This is a genomic window from Acinetobacter sp. WU_MDCI_Abxb74 (genome assembly GCF_025513915.1).
Taxonomy (GTDB): domain Bacteria; phylum Pseudomonadota; class Gammaproteobacteria; order Pseudomonadales; family Moraxellaceae; genus Acinetobacter; species Acinetobacter calcoaceticus_C.
In genome coordinates, this window is the sequence record NZ_JAHPRP010000011.1 from 66,067 (window position 1) to 82,218 (window position 16,152).

A 16,152-nucleotide genomic window follows, 5' to 3' on the forward strand; every position below is an offset into this window, starting at 1 on the left:
AAGAAGTCCCTGAAGACTTCTTTTTACATAATAAAAATTAAATAAGCAATAATTTTAAAGCGCAGCAATCTGTTCCATATTTGCTTTAACTTTCTCTAACTGAGCAGCAAACTCAGCAAGCTTCGCTTTTTCACCTTCAACAACTGCTGCTGGTGCTTTAGATACAAAGCCTTCATTTGCAAGTTTGCCCGCGATTTGGTCGTGTTGTTTTTGGATTTTGTCTAAATCTTTTTGCAAACGAGCAAGCTCAGCTTTAGGGTCAATTAAGCCTTTCATTGGTACAAATACCGATGCATGGCTAACAACGCTAGAGCAAGACAAAGGTGGTTCTTGGTCTTTATTCAAGAACTCAATGCTTTCAACTTTAGCCAATGCTTTGAACAATGCTTCAATACGAATAATTTGTTCACGTTCAGCGTCAGACGTATTTTGAAGTAACACAGGTAACAAGCGTGCATTACCTAAGCCCAACTCACCACGAATGTTACGTACCGCACCAATCAAACCTTGAAGCCATTGCATATCTGCTTCAGCTTGTTCATTGATTTTTGCTTGCTCAGGAATAGGGTATTGAGCAGTCATAATCGTTGGGCCGCCTTGACCAAGCATTGGTGCAAGCGTTTGCCAGATTTCTTCTGTCAAATAAGGCATTAACGGATGAGCCAAGCGTAAAGAAGCTTCCATCACTGCAAGCAATACACGACGTACTTCAGCTTTACGCTCTTCTGCAACGTCTGCATCGTTAAGAACTGGTTTAGTTAACTCAACATACCAGTCACAGTATTCATTCCAAATAAAGTCGTAAATCGCTTGTGCAGCAAGGTCCAAACGATAGGTTGCAAACGCTTGGTGTACGGCAGCTTCTGCTTTTTGCAGACGGCTCATAATCCATTGTTCTGGAAGTTCCCAAAGATCAGGGCGAGCGTCGGTACCAACAGTTTGACCTTCAACATTCATCAGAACGAAACGAGTCGCGTTCCAAATTTTGTTACAGAAGTTACGGTAGCCTTCAACACGTTTTAAGTCGAACTTGATGTCACGACCAGTGTTTGCAAGTGCACAGAACGTGAAACGAACTGCGTCAGTACCATAAGCATTGATGCCTTCTGGGAACTCTTTGCGCGTTGATTTTTCAATTTTCGCTGCATCTTTCGGGTTCATCAGGCCAGTAGTACGTTTTGCAACCAAGCTTTCTAAATCAATACCGTCAATTAAGTCTAATGGGTCAAGTACGTTACCTTTAGACTTCGACATTTTTTGACCTTCACCATCACGTACCAAGCCGTGAACGTAAACAGTCTTAAATGGAACTTGAGATGAACCATCTTCATTTTTCATGAAGTGCAGGGTCATCATGATCATACGGGCAACCCAGAAGAAAATGATGTCAAAACCAGTCACCAACACATCTGTTGGGTGGAAAGTTTTTAAGAAATCATTTGCTGCGTCTTTTTTGTCGTCGCCAGTCCAACCTAAAGTTGAGAATGTCCAAAGTGCAGATGAGAACCATGTATCAAGAACGTCTTCATCTTGTTTAAGTTCAACGTCAGCAGCGATGCTGTTTTTCGCACGTACTTCTTCTTCGTTACGACCCACATAGATGTTGCCATTCGCATCGTACCAAGCTGGAATACGGTGACCCCACCAAAGTTGACGTGAAATACACCAGTCTTGAATGTCACGCATCCACGCCATGTACATGTTGCTGTACTGCTCTGGTACAAACTTAATACGGCCATCTTGAACTGCTTCAATTGCAGGCTCAGCAAGTGGCGCAATTTTTACATACCATTGGTCAGTTAATAATGGCTCAATGATTACGCCTGAACGGTCGCCACGTGGAGCTTTTAAGTCATACGGTTGGATTTGATCTAACCAGCCTTCAGCTTCAGCTTGAGCAACTAATTTTTTACGTGCTGCAAAACGTTCTAAACCAGCATATTCCGCAGGTGCAGTAATGGTTTTAGAAATTTGTTCGCCAGCTTTTGCAATATATTCAAACTCACCTAAAACTTCGGCGTTTTTGTTGAAGATATTAATGATTGGCAAACTATTGCGTTTACCTAGGTCATAGTCGTTAAAGTCATGAGCAGGCGTGATTTTTACACAGCCAGTACCAAAGTCTTTTTCAACGTAGTCGTCTGCAACGATCGGAATTAAACGACCAGTAATTGGCAATACAATATTTTTACCAACAAGGTGTGCATAACGCTCATCTTCAGGGTGAACAGCAACCGCAGTATCGCCCAGTAACGTTTCAGGACGAGTCGTTGCAACGACTAAATAGTCTTTGCCATCTTGAGTTTTAACTGATTTGTCTTCAAAGAAATATTTAAAGTGCCAAAGTGAGCCTTTTTCTTCTTTGCTTTCAACTTCAAGGTCAGAAAGTGCTGTTTGAAGTTTAGGGTCCCAGTTTACAAGGCGCTTACCGCGGTAAATTAAACCATCTTCGTGCAAGCGAACGAAAACTTCTTTAACTGCGTTTGATAAACCTTCATCCATCGTGAAGCGTTCGCGTGACCAGTCTACAGACGAACCTAAGCGACGAATTTGTTTAGTAATCGTTCCGCCAGATTGTTCTTTCCATTCCCAAACTTTTTCGATGAACTTATCACGGCCTAAGTCATGACGAGTCACACCTTGCAAGCCAAGTTGACGCTCAACAACCATTTGAGTTGCAATACCCGCATGGTCAGTACCTGGTTGCCACAAGGTGTTTTTACCCATCATACGGTTATAACGGGTGAGGGCATCCATAATGGCATTGTTAAAGCCATGGCCCATGTGCAAACTACCAGTGACGTTTGGTGGCGGAATCATGATACAGAATGATTCACCGTGACCAGAAGGTTTGAAGTAACCTTGTTCTTCCCACGTTTGGTACCACTTCTTTTCGATCTCGGTTGGATCGTATGTGGTCGCAATATTTTGAGCGGTTTGAGCGTCAGTCATAGTAGCTTAGATCGAATATGCATAAAAAATTGCACCTATTGTAGCAAAAAAATGCCTCGAAATTAATGTGCTGAAAACAGATAAACGGTTTTGTATTTTTTTCAAAAAACGGTAGATTTATGAAAGATGGATCACAATTTAATCGTGTAGGCACACGGCACAAAAATTACAAAAGAATTGAAAAAGGATGCTGCTCATGAGTTATGAAGTTTTTTTGAAAATTTCCGATTCAACTTATACCCAATTCGAGATCATTCGGCAGAAACTGCATGATGGGGTAAGCCAAAGTCAGGCAAAACCTTTAGGGGATGTATTGTCTGACCTTTCTTGTGAAATTATTGAGCAGGTTTTTTCTGTACTTTTACAGTCAGGGAATACAAGCATGTCCCCAAAACAGCAAGCTGAGTCTGAAAAAGTAGTTCAGCAAGTTTTAGAGACTTTTCGAAAATACATGCCTTGGTCAGTTTCATTCTTTGGCAATGAACGTCTTTTACCTTTAGTTGACTACATGACATCCCTGATGAAAGAACAGGGGCAGCAAGTTTATATTACCTATCCAGTTACCCTCCAACTCGTGCAACAAGCCGAAACTCTTACGCAGCAAATTCGTGATGGGAACATGCAGAGTGTTGCAGCTGCTTTTGATACTCTCATTCAAATTGTAGATTTAGGCGTAACAAGCCTAGTACGTGAACCTAAAAAGCGTTTAAAATTTAATTTAGTTGTCGATAAAACCCTGAATGGGGTGATCAACATGACGACGCATTTAGGCTATAAACGTTTGGAAAAGTTAGGTACACAGGTCGATCAGACCACAGCAACTCATTATATCAACCACTTTTTGGCCTTCATGCATCAAGCAGCATAATTTAAAAAGATAATAGGAACATAAAGCATGGCCAAACTTGATACTTTAAAAAATAAGGTGGTATGGATTACGGGTGCATCTTCTGGTTTAGGTAAGGCCTTGGCAGGGGAATTAGCCTTGCAAGGGGCAGAAGTGATTTTGACCTCCCGTCGTTTTGAAGAGTTAGAAGAAGTTCGAGTTGGTTTGTTAAATCCAGAGCAACATTTGTCTGTGGTTGCAGATATTACCAATGAAAAACAAGTTCAAGAGGCCTATGAGCAGATTTTAAAAGCGAAAGGACGAATTGACTGGCTCATTAATAATGCAGGTTTGAGCCAACGTGCATTAATCGAAGACACGACAATGGCAACCGAACGGGCCATTATGGAAGTTGATTATTTCTCGCAAGTAGCTTTAACCAAAACCGTATTACCTACCATGCTAAAACAAAAGTCTGGCCGAGTTGTATTTGTCTCTAGTGTGGCGGGTTTATTAGGAACACAGTACCGGGCAAGTTATTCGGCTGCTAAAGCGGCAATTCATATGTGGGCTAATAGTTTACGTGCTGAGGTCGCTGATCAGGGCGTTGAAGTTTCCGTTATTTTCCCTGGTTTTGTAAAAACAAACGTTTCTTTTAATGCACTAAATGGTGCAGGGCAACCTCAAGGTCATCAAGATGAAGCAATTGAAAATGGTTTAGAGGCAGATACTTTTGCAGAACAGTCAGTTAAAGCTTTAATGCATGGTCAAGAATATATAGTAATAGGTGGTACTAAAGAAAAACTTGGAGTAATGGTTTCTCGGATGTCCCCAAAACTTCTCTATAAAATGATTCGGAAAACAAAAGTAAAATAAAAAAGAGATTTTGCCGTGCTAAATTGATGAAAAACCTGCATAGAAGGTTCACCATGGATCAAGATTATCACCGTGTTTTAGAGGTCATCACACGTTTTCAATTGGTCTTTGACCAGAAAAATTGGGACGCTTTTGATGAGTTATTGGCCGATCAACTTGAGGTGGACTATTTCCAGTTTAGGGGAGAGCCTTTATGTGTTGTGACTTGTCATGAATATAAAGGTTCTCGGCAGCAAGCTTTATCGCATTTACGACTACAGCACAATTTGAGTAATCCCATTATCCGTATTGAACAAGATCGGGCATGGTTAGAATGTAATTATCAAATTTATCGTTTTTCAGAAAATGATTATTTTCATTCATTTGGTCGTTATTATTTTACTTTGGCAAAACAACAGGGCAGTTGGAAAATTACCGGAATTTGCCAACATTTAACTAAAAATATTGGCAATCCACGCATTCATTTTTCTAGCGTAGGGCAGTATTAATCTTTTACCGCGGTACCGTAGGCAAAGACTTCGACCATTCCCCCTTGCATGCCAAGTTCGGTTGTACTCAGCCGAACTCCCATAATATGGTTAGCTCCTGCGGTATGGGCTTGTTGTTTTAAACGGACAATCGCTTCACGGCGAGCACGCTCAACCACACTCTCATAACTGGTGAGGCGACCACCTAAAACATTTTTGATGGATGCCAGCACATATTTAAAGTAGTCATGAGAAATCACCACATTACTGCTAATAAATTGACCTAACTGATCACTCGTGGCAAAGCGGTTTGTATCAATTCTGATATGGGCCAGCCGTTGCTCTTTTTCTAAAAGTTCTTTCAAATGTTTACGTTCAATATGACGCCCAAAACCCCAACCAATACTGAACAAAATAAGAAAAATCGTAAGCTGAAAAATAAGATTTTCCATTTTCTACCTATGTATTAAAAGGGTCTGGTAGGTGGGGTGTTTGTGGTTGCACAACCACTGCTGTGCCATAGACAAATAGTTCGGAAGCACCTTGAGCAATATTTGAAGTTGAAAAACGAATACCAACAATTGCATTCGCACCTAGTTGCTGGGCTTTGGCAATCATACGATTCATGGCTTCTTGGCGGGATTCTTCTAATAATTCGGTATAACCTGTAAGTTCACCACCCACAATATTTTTTAAACTCGCCATCAAGTCACGGCCAACATGCTTACTACGGACTGTACTTCCATAAACAACATCAAGCTGTTTTAAAATCTGGTGACCCGGAACGCTTTCTAAATTACTCAGTAACATTATTTTTTATCAATCTAAATCTCTTAAGGTTTCAAGATAAGAAATATTCACATGAGATGCAATAAAAAAGCCCACCGAAGTGAGCTTTTATGAATAAGTTATTTAAAACTTATTGCTTTTTAAGTTCAGCACTTGATGGTTGATTAGCCACTGTATCTGAAGAATTTGCTTTTAAACCGCCACCTAGAGTTTTGTATAACTCGATTTGGTTGTTTAAGTTAGCCTGTTGAAGCAACAATAAACCTTGTTCTGCTGAATAAGATGAACGCTGTGCATCAAGAACTGTCAAGTAACTATCAATACCAGCACGGAAGCGGGCATTTGAAAGAGTGTAGTTGCGGTTAGTCGCTTCTACTAGACGTTGTTGAGCTGTTAAACGTTCACCAATATTGGCACGAGTTGCAAGCGCATCATTAACTTCACGGAATGCAGACTGAACTGATTTTTCATAATCAGACAATGCAATTTTCTGATCGGTTTCAGAAATTTTTACATTGGCACGACGTGTGCCCCAGTCAAAGATTGGTAAATCTAGGCTTGGTCCAACTGACCACACAAACCCACCAGACTTAAATAGATCACTTAAGTCAGTCGATGCGTAACCTGCAGAACCCGTTAAGCTAATTGTTGGGAATAAACGTGCTTTTGCAGCACCAATATTCGCACCAGCAGCGCTTAAGTTATATTCAGCAGCTTTTACATCTGGACGATTGTTAAGCAAGTCGCTTGGTAAACCAGCTGTATAAACATTCTGTTGAGTAATGCGTTTTACCGGTTGGTTTGGCAACAAGTTTTGCGGAATCGATTGACCTGATAACAAGTTCAACAAGTTTTGTGCTTGAGCCATCTGAGTTTTGTAGTTCGCTACATCGTTACGCGCAGTTTCTACAGAAATCTGTGCCTGACGTAGTGGAACTTCACTGTCGATACCCACATCAAAACGTTTTTTGTTGAGGTTGTAAGAGTCTTGCTGTGCTTTTAGAGTTTGCTCTGCAAGCTTTAGATTCGCTGATGCAAAAGAATAGTTCAACCATGCTTGAGCAACCTGACTAATCAGACTGATTTGTGTCGAATCACGTGCACTTTGCGTTGAAAGATAACTATCTAATGCAGCATCTTTCAAGCTACGAACGCGGCCCCAAAAATCAAGCTCATAGGCAGTTACACCCAAACCTACCTGATAGGTAGAGTAGGGGTTATTCGGATCACGGCTTTGAGAAACCTGACGAATTGCACTACCACTTGCTCCGATTGTTGGAAGCTGGTTGTTTTGAGTAATTCGATATTGCTGTTGAGCACGTTCAATATTGAGCGTTGCTGTACGTAAGTCACGGTTGTTGGCAAGAGCCAAATCAATCACTTCGAGCAAACGAGGGTCAGAAAAGAACTGTTTATAACCCTGTTCTGCAATAGACGTACCAGAAGCGCTGTTATATCCATAGCTTTGTGGTATATCGGTTTTCACGACTGGTTCTGGGCCGCGCATGCTTTGACAAGCTGTCAAAGCAAGCGCAAGTGCAGATACCGCAATGCTACGACCTGAAATAGACCATACTTTTTGCATCACGATTTATGCTCCTGAGTGTTTATGGTTTTTGGTTTGTACTTAAAGATACTACGAATCCACACATAGAATACAGGGATAAAGAAGATACCTAAGAACGTTGCACTGAGTACGCCACCGAGTACACCGTAACCGACAGAGTGCTGACTTCCTGCACCTGCACCTGTTGAAAGAGCAAGTGGAAGTACACCAAAACCGAAGGCAAGGGTGGTCATAATAATTGGACGTAAACGCATTTTTGAAGCATGTAAAGTTGCATCAATGAGGTCTTCACCTTTTTCCTGCAGCTCTTTTGCGAACTCAACAATCAAGATCGCATTTTTTGCAGAAAGACCGATGACCGCGATCATCGCTACCTGGAAGTAAATGTTATTTGAGAGATTTGGATCTCCTTTAATAATCATACCCAAGTAAGTCAATATGATTGCACCAATAATACCGAGTGGTACTACAAGTAAAACCGAGAACGGAATAGACCAGCTTTCATATAATGCAGCTAAGCAAAGGAAAACGATTAACAATGAAAGAGCATAAAGGAATGGAGCTTGAGCACCAGACTCACGTTCTTCAAGTGATAAACCTGTCCATTCATAGTCGAAACCTTGTAAGCCCATAGATGGTAACTTAGCAATAATTTCTTCCATTGCTTTCATAGAATCACCAGAACTTACGCCCGGTGCAGGTGTACCTTGAATGTTAACCGATGACACGCCGTTATAACGTTCAAGACGAGGAGAACCATATGTCCATTCGCCAGTAGCAAATGCAGAGAACGGTACCATTTCGCCTTTGCTATTACGCACATACCACTTGTTTAAGTCTTCAGGCATCATACGGCTACCCGAATCACCTTGAACATAAACTTTTTTCACACGACCGCGGTCAACGAAGTCGTTAATGTATGAACCACCCCATGCAATACGCATAGTGTTGTTAATGTCGGCAATGCTCACGCCCATAGCGCCAGCTTGAGCCTGATCTACATTAATTTGATACTGAGGTGTATCTTCTTGACCATTAGGACGTACTCCTACAAGACGCTTATCTTGTGAAGCCAAACCTAAAATTGTGTTACGTGCGGCAATCAGTTTCTCATGGCCTTGACCACTTGAATCTTTAAGCTGCAAGTTAAAACCAGCTGTTACGCCTAATTCAGGCATTGCTGGAAGCTGTAATGGCATGATGTAAGATGCGTCTTTAACGATCATGTTTAATGCCATACCACGTTGAATTAACGCGCCAATCTGAGACTCTGGTGAAGTACGTTCACTCCAGTCTTTCAATTTAACGAAGCCAATACCAGCATTTTGACCAACACCTGTGAATGAGAAGCCTGAAACGGTGAAAATAGATTCCACTGTATCTTTTTCATTCATGAAGAAATTCGTCATGGTATCAACGACTTTATTGGTACGGTCAAGTGTTGCATTCGGTGGTAATTGTACAAGTGTCATGACCACACCCTGATCTTCTTCTGGTAAGAATGAAGATGGGAGTTTTTGGAACAAGAACACTAATAAGCCAATCACTACAGCGTAAAGTACGCCAGAGAAGATTTTGCCTTTAAGCATGAGGCTAACACCATTTTGGTAGCTATGCGACATGCGGTCAAAACCGTTGTTAAAGCCTCTGAAGAAACGAGCAAAAATATTATTGCTTGGTTCTTTGTTCAGATCATGCTGTTTTAAAATTGTTGCACAAAGTGCTGGCGTGAAGGTTAACGCCACAATTAACGATAAAACCATTGCTGTTACAAGGGTAATCGAGAATTGACGGTAAATTACACCAGTCGTACCACCAAAGAATGCCATTGGTACGAATACCGCTGTCAATACGCTTGTAATACCGATTAACGCACCAGAAATCTGTTCCATTGATCGTGAAGTCGCCGTGACCGGATCGGTATGTTCTTCACTCATCACACGTTCAACGTTTTCTACTACAACAATGGCATCATCGACCAGAAGACCAATTGCCAATACCATAGCGAACATGGTCAAGGTGTTAATTGAGAAGCCAAAAATATTGATGACTGCAAATGTACCTAATACAACAACAGGTACAGCAAGTGTTGGAATAATCGTTGCACGCCAGTTCTGCAAGAACAGGAACATGACAATAAATACCAAAACTACCGCTTCAATTAATGTGTGTACAACACTCTCAATTGAAAGGCGAATAAATGGGGTAGTGTCATAAGCCAGTTTATCTGCAAGGCCTGTCGGATAGTTCTTACGTAATTCGGTTAAACGATGTTCAACAGCATCAGCGGTATCAAGTGCGTTGGCACCCGTTGCAATTTTAATTGCAAGACCACCGGCAGGTTTACCATTAAACTTCGAATCGAATTGATAGTTATCAGAACCTAACTCAACACGAGCAACATCTTTTAAACGAACCTCAGCACCTGATGCTGTGTTCTTTAAGAAGATATTTTTAAACTGCTCAGGTGTTTGCAACAAACTTTGTGCATTCACTGTTGCGTTAAGGACCTGACCTTGTACGGCTGGTGCTCCGCCTAACTGACCTACAGCAACTTGTGAGTTTTGCGCTTGCAAAGCAGTCGCAATATCACTTGGTGTTAACTGGTAATTAGTCAATTTTGCAGGGTCGAGCCAGATACGCATTGCGTATGAACCACCAAAAACTTGTACTTCACCTACACCAGCCACACGGCTAAGTGGTTCTTTAATTGATGAGTTTACATAGTCTTTAATGTCTGAGTCTGAAAGGGTGTTATCTGGTGAATAAAATGCAATAACTTGTAAGAAGCTTGCACCAGATTTTGTAACAGTCACACCTTGACGTTGAACATCTTCAGGTAAAAGAGCAGTTGCAGATTGCAGTTTGTTTTGAACCTGAACCTGTGCAATATCTGGATCAATACCTTGTTCAAAGTTTAATTGAATAGAGGCCTGACCGTTACCCGCACTGTTAGATGAAATATAACGTAAACCATCTAGACCATTCATTTGTTGTTCAATGATCTGGGTTACGGTATTTTCAACAGTCTCAGCCGATGCACCAGGATAAGTTGCAGCAATTGTAACTGTCGGCGGTGCAATCGTCGGATACTGAGCAATAGGCATTTTTGTAAGCGTGAGAATACCCGCCAACATAATGACTAATGCAATCACCCAAGCAAAAATGGGGCGATGAATAAAAAATTGTGCCATTCAATCTACCCCTTATGCATTTGAAGATGCTTTCTGTTCTGCTTGAGGTTTACCTGATTGAGCCGGTTTTGTCGCATTTGGCGCTGCACCTTGAGGAGCTGCTGGTTGAGCTTGGTAAGGTTTTGCTGACACTTCTTGCCCTTCTTTAACTTTGGCAACACCGTCAACAATTACTTTATCACCAGCTTTAAGACCATTGGTCACAATCCAGTTTTGTCCTTGAACACCAGAAGTTTCAACAGGACGACTCTCAACAGCACCTTTTGCATTTACAGTCATCGCCATGGCTTGACCTGTCGGTAAACGTGTAATTGCAGCTTGAGGAATCAGATAAGCATTTGGAACTACACCTTGAACAATCTGCGCAGTTGTATACATACCAGGAAGTAACAGATGATTCGGGTTTGAGAATACGGCACGTAAAGTAACGGTACCTGTATCTTGATTTACAGAAGCATCAGAGAAAGCAAGTTGTCCTTCGATAGGATAGGTTGAACCATCTTCGAGCTTCAATTTCACTTTCGTGTTGTTACTATTATTTAAACTGCCTTTACTGAGTTGTTGACGTAAACGTAATAACTCGGCACTAGACTGGTTAATATCAACATAGATTGGATCTAATTGTTGAATCGTCACTAAAGGATCAGTTTGGTTTGCAGTAACTAAAGCACCAGCTGTTACAGAAGAACGTCCAGACTGACCAGAAATTGGTGAGCGAATTGTAGAATAACCAAGATCTACATTTGCATTCGTTACTTGCGCTTTCGCAGCAGAAACTTGTGCTTCTGCAACATTAACCTGACCAAGTAAGTCGTCATATTCTTGTCTAGATACAGCATTACTCGAAACAAGTTGCTTATAACGGTTGAGCTTGGTACGCAGTGAAGCTAGATTTGCCTGTTGCTGTAAAAGTGATGCTTTTGCATTTTCAAGCGTTGCACGGTTAGTTCGAGAGTCCAGTTCATAAAGAGCCTGACCTTCACGAACATAACTTCCTTCAGCAAACAAGCGTTTTAAAATTACGCCACTTGTTTGAGGGCGAACTTCAGAAATTTGATATGCTGAAGTACGGCCGGAAAGCTCAACGCTTTGTTCAACACTTTGTGGTTGAGCAACAATAACACCTACTTCAGCAGGCGGCATTTTCTGAGCAGCAGCAGCTTGCTGTTTCTCATCGGAGCCTTTGCCACAACCAACAAGTGCGATACTTGTTGCTAATGCGCAAGCAGTAAGGGCAGGAGCCCAAAGCTTAGCCGACATCATTGTTCCACCTCGTTAGATAAAATCTAAAAATATATTTGTTTTTTACTTAACCTACTTTGTGTTTGTAATAACCAGAGCCAAAGCAGTGCAATCCAAATAAAACCTATGCCCCAACCGGCGAGTACATCTGTTGGAAAATGAACTCCAGCATATATTCTTGAAAGCCCCATGCAGATAAACCAAAGACAGGAAATCAAAATGATATAAGGAGAGTTAGTGTTGGGCTTATGGCATAACATTATCATTGCGAAACAAGCCAGTGTTGATGCATAAACACTGTGTGCACTTGGGAACGATGCACCATAACTTTCGACAATATGATATACCTGTGGGGGTCTTGGGCGGTCAACACACCACTTGAGCAGCCAACCCAGGGTGATACTGCCAATAACTCCCACGCTAATGAAAATAACAGTAATATATTTTTTATACCATGCTTGATATATACATACCAGAAAGGATAAAAAACATACAAAAGGCATACCACCTACACGAGCCAGAAAGATCGTAATAAAGTTAAGATAATCTAATCGGTGTTCACTCAATATTTGAACGCTCAGGAGATCCATAGATTGAAGTCTTGGTACAAAAAGACCAAGCACACCTAATCCGAAAAAAATACAACCAATAAAAAGCAACATATAGGGCATGTATATACCTTTGCTTATTCAAGCAGTGTCCACTACTGAAAGCCGTTAAAAGTGTACTTGTCAGTACACTTTTTTTCAAGCCTGATAGATCATCGTAAATTCATTTTGAAAATTTTTTAACATTTGGAAAAACAATCACAACAAAATTGACGGAATTCACATTTTGTGTACAAAGCAAAATTGTTAGTGTTCTGTCTTTTTTCCACTATTTGTAGTGGTATTTTCTTCAAGTTCTAGAGGTTGTTTTGGTGGCCAGAAAAAATCGCTTGGACGAGTCAGAAAATGGGTCATTACCAGTTTAGCTAAAGGTTTCCATTGTTCGAAGCGAACTCGACGTGCCCGTAGTGCCACGATAATAGTTAAGGTGAAACTAACGAATAAGTTAGTGAGGCCAATACATAACACACCTAGGAAGGACACAATAATCAGCCCGATATCTGGGCTACCGTTAATGGTCATTAAACCTTGAATAAAGTTAGCTGATGCAAAGGCAATATGACGAATATCTAAAGGTAAACCTAAAATAAAGCCTATGGTGCCCATACTTCCTAACATAATTCCGAATAAGAAGTTACCTGCTAAGGCTCCTAAGTTACGCTCAATATATTCAGCAAAACGGTTTAAGCGATCTTGCCCAAACCAGTTTGCTAAGCGGCGATGTGCTCTTAGGCGTGGACCAACTTTCCGGTAAACAGCCATGTTGTCGAAATATCCCGCAATGAGACCTGACAAAAATAAGCAAACTCCGGCTACAGCCGCATGTGGAACTGCCAAAGAGGTGAAGGGATTTAAGCTGTGCAATAAATAAGTCGCTTTAGTATGAGTTAATAAAGGCTCATCAAGATAGAACTGCCAAGCAAAAGTAATAAGTGCGGCTGTAGGAATCGCAATTGAAATGTTGCCTAAAATAGCAATGAATTGTGTTCGAATAATATTAATAATAAGAGCTGCTAGCTCTGCAATTTGAGCTGTTTTAGAACCTTTACGCTGTTGTACTGTTGCAGCAAGAGCCGCAGCAGTCATCGCAGGTTGTTTGGTTGCAACTGTGAAATGCAGAACATGAATTAATATGAATCCTAGAGAATAATTCATACTGAAAGTAAAGGCTTGCATGAGCGGAGCCATAGTCATTCTTGCTGCAAGAATTTTTAAAGATGCCATACAAGCGATAATAACGCCCGCTCCAGCGGCAGCTTTATACATGCCCCAGAAACCTTTTGTATCGGTACTTACATAATGTTCGCCTGTTCGGCTGGCATTTTCAGTCACTTGAAAGGCAATAAGTTCACTTGTCGTACTTAATAAAGAACGAACACTTTTTTCACTGTAGTGCGCCTTGGTTAAATCGGAAATAAGATGCCCTAAAGAGACATATTTTCCTTTACTGTTATCTACAACCAAATAAAGCAGTAATTCAATTCGGTCGAGGCACTGCTCAAGTAACGACAATAAATAAGTTAAGCTTAAGCTGACACCGATTCTTTTTGTGGCACGACGAATCTTTAAAACAACATCCCGGCATTGTTCCAACATCACAAATGCTTGTGATGCATCGGGAGGAGAAATAACCGCAATTTCATGTTCAGAAAGTTCTTGTTTTTTGTACTTTTCGATAAACTCAATAATTTCGCGGTTCTGAACTAAAAATGGTGATTCATATTCAGTTAATTCGGGTTGAGCATTAATAAATTCAGGATAAAGGCCAATTCCACTAATTCGATAAGTTAAGACGGTGATTGCTTTAATCATTTCACTTTGAATGACAAGCTTTTCGTCTACATTACTTTGGCTTTGTCCAATAAGACTAAATAAGTTTGCCCAATCTTCATCATCAATATTATTAAGCCAGATTTTGTCACTTTCTAAATAGAAAATTCGACCAATTAATATTTTGAGTTGGCTTGCATCTTCGATTAACGGTAAAAAATGTGCTCCGAGTCTTTGTCCCAGTTGGTTCCAGAAACCATCTAAAGACAAAATTCCACTATCTGCATATAAACTTACTTGCTTATAGCGATTAATTAAACGTAATAAAAAAGTTTGTAGTAGGAGGGGAGCTGTAGGTGTACGTAATAGACTTTCAATGAAAGCCTGTATTTTTTGCTTGATCTCAATCGTATCATTAGGATCGGATGGACGAATGGCATTGACTAATTCAATGAGTGAATTTTCATCAATAACAGCTTGAGTATCCTCAAGCTGTTTCTGTATTTTTAAAAAATGATCTGAAAAATTTATATGCATAGGCAAAATAATATCTATTGTATTCGATGTAACGCAAGCTGAGTTAAGTTAATCAAAGCCTGACGATATGGTGTATCGGGAAGGTTTGATAAAGCTTGCAGTGCTGCTTCTGTTTCTTCTTGGGCACGTTGGTGGCAGTAATCTAAAGCACCAGACTTCTGTACAATTTCAATAACCTGAGGTAATTGGTCCACACCACCAGTTGCAATACTGCGACGAATAATCGCATGTTCTTCACCAGTTGAATGGGCTAATGCAGAAATTAACGGTAAAGTTGGCTTACCTTCCATTAAATCATCACCAATATTTTTACCTAATGTTTCAGCATCTGAAGTGTAGTCTAAAATATCATCAATAATTTGGAATGCATTACCAAAATGACCAGCAAACAATCTCAATGGTTCACGATACGCTTCTTGTCCAGCTAAAATAGCAGCGCCTTCTGTAGCGAGTTCAAACAGGCGAGAAGTTTTACCGTGAATAATTTTTAAATAAGTTTCTTCTGTTGTATCGGGTTGATGCTGCGATTGAAGTTGTAATACTTCACCTTCAGCAATTTCACATGTACCTGTTGAAAAATCTTTCAATAAAGTCATATTATTTAAATCGACTAGTAAATCGAAAGCACGGGCAATGAGGAAGTCACCGACTAATACGGCTGTCTGATTGTTCCATGTCGCATTTGCTGTAGGTCGACCACGACGAAGCCCAGATTCATCTACCACATCATCATGGACTAATGTCGCGGTATGCAACATTTCAATGATTGCGGCCAGACGCTGTGCGTTTGCCATATTATCTAAACCACATGCACGAGCAGCGAGTAAGCACATGATTGGGCGCATACGTTTTCCGCCAGCTTCAACAACATGTTTGCTGACAGACATGACTAAACCGACTTTTGAGCTAATTCCTTCATTAATCAAGTGATCCATCGCAGCAAAGTCTGAGGCAACAGGCGCAAGAATATCTTGCTTGAAATCGATGACCATATGAAGAAAAACCCCGTATTGGTAGATAAGTCGCGTTAGTGTATCAATTAAAGATGTGTTGCACAGGTGAACAAGTGGCTGATATTAATCATTTCTATTGTCTTTATGCGTTCTTTGTTCTTTATTTAAGCAAAACATGATATTTCCGGCAAAACAATAAATTTAATGACATCAGCATTAATACAACTTGTTCTTGTCGCAATTTGTGTCTGGAACTGTATTTTAATTTTCATTCAGAATCAATGAAAACTGATAAATTCCAATCTAAGCTGCTTGTCGATTTTGTAAAAATAGGAGAATAGGCATCACTGATAAATAGAAAATACTTGTCG

At 40.5% G+C, this 16,152-nt stretch carries 12 protein-coding genes; 3 read left to right on the plus strand and 9 right to left on the minus strand.

Annotated features, from left to right (window positions below; all coding sequences use genetic code 11):
* Positions 1–54: 54 nt before the first annotated feature.
* On the minus strand, positions 55–2,952 hold the full coding sequence (locus KTH84_RS15995) for a valine--tRNA ligase (RefSeq protein WP_262474151.1): 2,898 nt from the start codon (positions 2,950–2,952) through the stop codon (positions 55–57).
* Between the two features lie 196 nt (positions 2,953–3,148).
* Between KTH84_RS15995 and KTH84_RS16000 the strand changes: the two genes are divergently transcribed.
* The 3 genes from KTH84_RS16000 to KTH84_RS16010 are packed head-to-tail and all read left to right on the plus strand — an operon-like array spanning position 3,149 to position 5,142.
* Positions 3,149–3,820 (plus strand): hypothetical protein, encoded by a 672-nt coding sequence (locus KTH84_RS16000; protein ID WP_262474153.1) that lies wholly within the window; start codon positions 3,149–3,151, stop codon positions 3,818–3,820.
* 27 nt (positions 3,821–3,847) lie between these two features.
* Positions 3,848–4,654 carry an SDR family NAD(P)-dependent oxidoreductase gene (locus KTH84_RS16005; protein ID WP_262474155.1) on the plus strand — a complete coding sequence of 269 codons (807 nt, stop codon included), beginning with the start codon at positions 3,848–3,850 and terminating at the stop codon, positions 4,652–4,654.
* Positions 4,655–4,707: 53 nt separating this feature from the next.
* On the plus strand, positions 4,708–5,142 hold the full coding sequence (locus KTH84_RS16010; RefSeq protein WP_202743857.1) for a nuclear transport factor 2 family protein: 435 nt from the start codon (positions 4,708–4,710) through the stop codon (positions 5,140–5,142).
* Here KTH84_RS16010 and KTH84_RS16015 read toward each other — a convergent pair.
* The 8 genes from KTH84_RS16015 to sdsA all read right to left on the minus strand — a co-directional run bounded on the left by KTH84_RS16015 (position 5,139) and on the right by sdsA (position 15,820).
* Positions 5,139–5,573, minus strand: coding sequence for a YbjQ family protein (locus KTH84_RS16015; RefSeq protein WP_202743856.1), 435 nt, complete (start codon positions 5,571–5,573; stop codon positions 5,139–5,141). The genes KTH84_RS16010 and KTH84_RS16015 overlap by 4 nt on opposite strands.
* A gap of 7 nt (positions 5,574–5,580) precedes the next feature.
* Entirely contained in the window at positions 5,581–5,931 is a 351-nt protein-coding gene (locus KTH84_RS16020; protein ID WP_202743855.1) for a YbjQ family protein, read from the minus strand.
* 109 nt (positions 5,932–6,040) lie between these two features.
* Positions 6,041–7,495, minus strand: coding sequence for a multidrug efflux RND transporter outer membrane channel subunit AdeK (gene adeK, locus KTH84_RS16025; protein ID WP_262474199.1), 1,455 nt, complete (start codon positions 7,493–7,495; stop codon positions 6,041–6,043).
* Positions 7,495–10,671: a multidrug efflux RND transporter permease subunit AdeJ gene (adeJ, locus tag KTH84_RS16030; RefSeq protein WP_262474158.1), complete on the minus strand. Its 3,177-nt coding sequence runs from the start codon at positions 10,669–10,671 to the stop codon at positions 7,495–7,497. The genes adeK and adeJ overlap by 1 nt, the downstream gene beginning before the upstream one ends.
* A 12-nt stretch (positions 10,672–10,683) precedes the next feature.
* Positions 10,684–11,934: a multidrug efflux RND transporter periplasmic adaptor subunit AdeI gene (gene adeI, locus KTH84_RS16035; protein ID WP_042897628.1), complete on the minus strand. Its 1,251-nt coding sequence runs from the start codon at positions 11,932–11,934 to the stop codon at positions 10,684–10,686.
* A gap of 23 nt (positions 11,935–11,957) precedes the next feature.
* Complete coding sequence (locus KTH84_RS16040) at positions 11,958–12,584, minus strand: phosphatase PAP2 family protein (RefSeq protein ID WP_262474160.1); 627 nt, start codon at positions 12,582–12,584, stop codon at positions 11,958–11,960.
* A gap of 183 nt (positions 12,585–12,767) precedes the next feature.
* On the minus strand, positions 12,768–14,828 hold the full coding sequence (locus tag KTH84_RS16045; protein ID WP_262474162.1) for a site-specific recombinase: 2,061 nt from the start codon (positions 14,826–14,828) through the stop codon (positions 12,768–12,770).
* Between the two features lie 14 nt (positions 14,829–14,842).
* Positions 14,843–15,820, minus strand: a complete 978-nt coding sequence (sdsA, locus tag KTH84_RS16050) for an All-trans-nonaprenyl-diphosphate synthase (protein WP_016143332.1) — start codon at positions 15,818–15,820, stop codon at positions 14,843–14,845.
* Between the last annotated feature and the right edge of the window lie 332 nt (positions 15,821–16,152).

Bases quoted from the DNA above. Each gene is read 5' to 3' on its own strand.
- KTH84_RS15995 (WP_262474151.1), bottom strand. From the start codon at position 2,952: ATGACTGACGCTCAAACCGCTCAAAATATTGCGACCACATACGATCCA.
- KTH84_RS16000 (WP_262474153.1), top strand. From the start codon at position 3,149: ATGAGTTATGAAGTTTTTTTGAAAATTTCCGATTCAACTTATACCCAA.
- KTH84_RS16005 (WP_262474155.1), top strand. From the start codon at position 3,848: ATGGCCAAACTTGATACTTTAAAAAATAAGGTGGTATGGATTACGGGT.
- KTH84_RS16010 (WP_202743857.1), top strand. From the start codon at position 4,708: ATGGATCAAGATTATCACCGTGTTTTAGAGGTCATCACACGTTTTCAA.
- KTH84_RS16015 (WP_202743856.1), bottom strand. From the start codon at position 5,573: ATGGAAAATCTTATTTTTCAGCTTACGATTTTTCTTATTTTGTTCAGT.
- KTH84_RS16020 (WP_202743855.1), bottom strand. From the start codon at position 5,931: ATGTTACTGAGTAATTTAGAAAGCGTTCCGGGTCACCAGATTTTAAAA.
- adeK (WP_262474199.1), bottom strand. From the start codon at position 7,495: ATGCAAAAAGTATGGTCTATTTCAGGTCGTAGCATTGCGGTATCTGCA.
- adeJ (WP_262474158.1), bottom strand. From the start codon at position 10,671: ATGGCACAATTTTTTATTCATCGCCCCATTTTTGCTTGGGTGATTGCA.
- adeI (WP_042897628.1), bottom strand. From the start codon at position 11,934: ATGATGTCGGCTAAGCTTTGGGCTCCTGCCCTTACTGCTTGCGCATTA.
- KTH84_RS16040 (WP_262474160.1), bottom strand. From the start codon at position 12,584: ATGCCCTATATGTTGCTTTTTATTGGTTGTATTTTTTTCGGATTAGGT.
- KTH84_RS16045 (WP_262474162.1), bottom strand. From the start codon at position 14,828: ATGCATATAAATTTTTCAGATCATTTTTTAAAAATACAGAAACAGCTT.
- sdsA (WP_016143332.1), bottom strand. From the start codon at position 15,820: ATGGTCATCGATTTCAAGCAAGATATTCTTGCGCCTGTTGCCTCAGAC.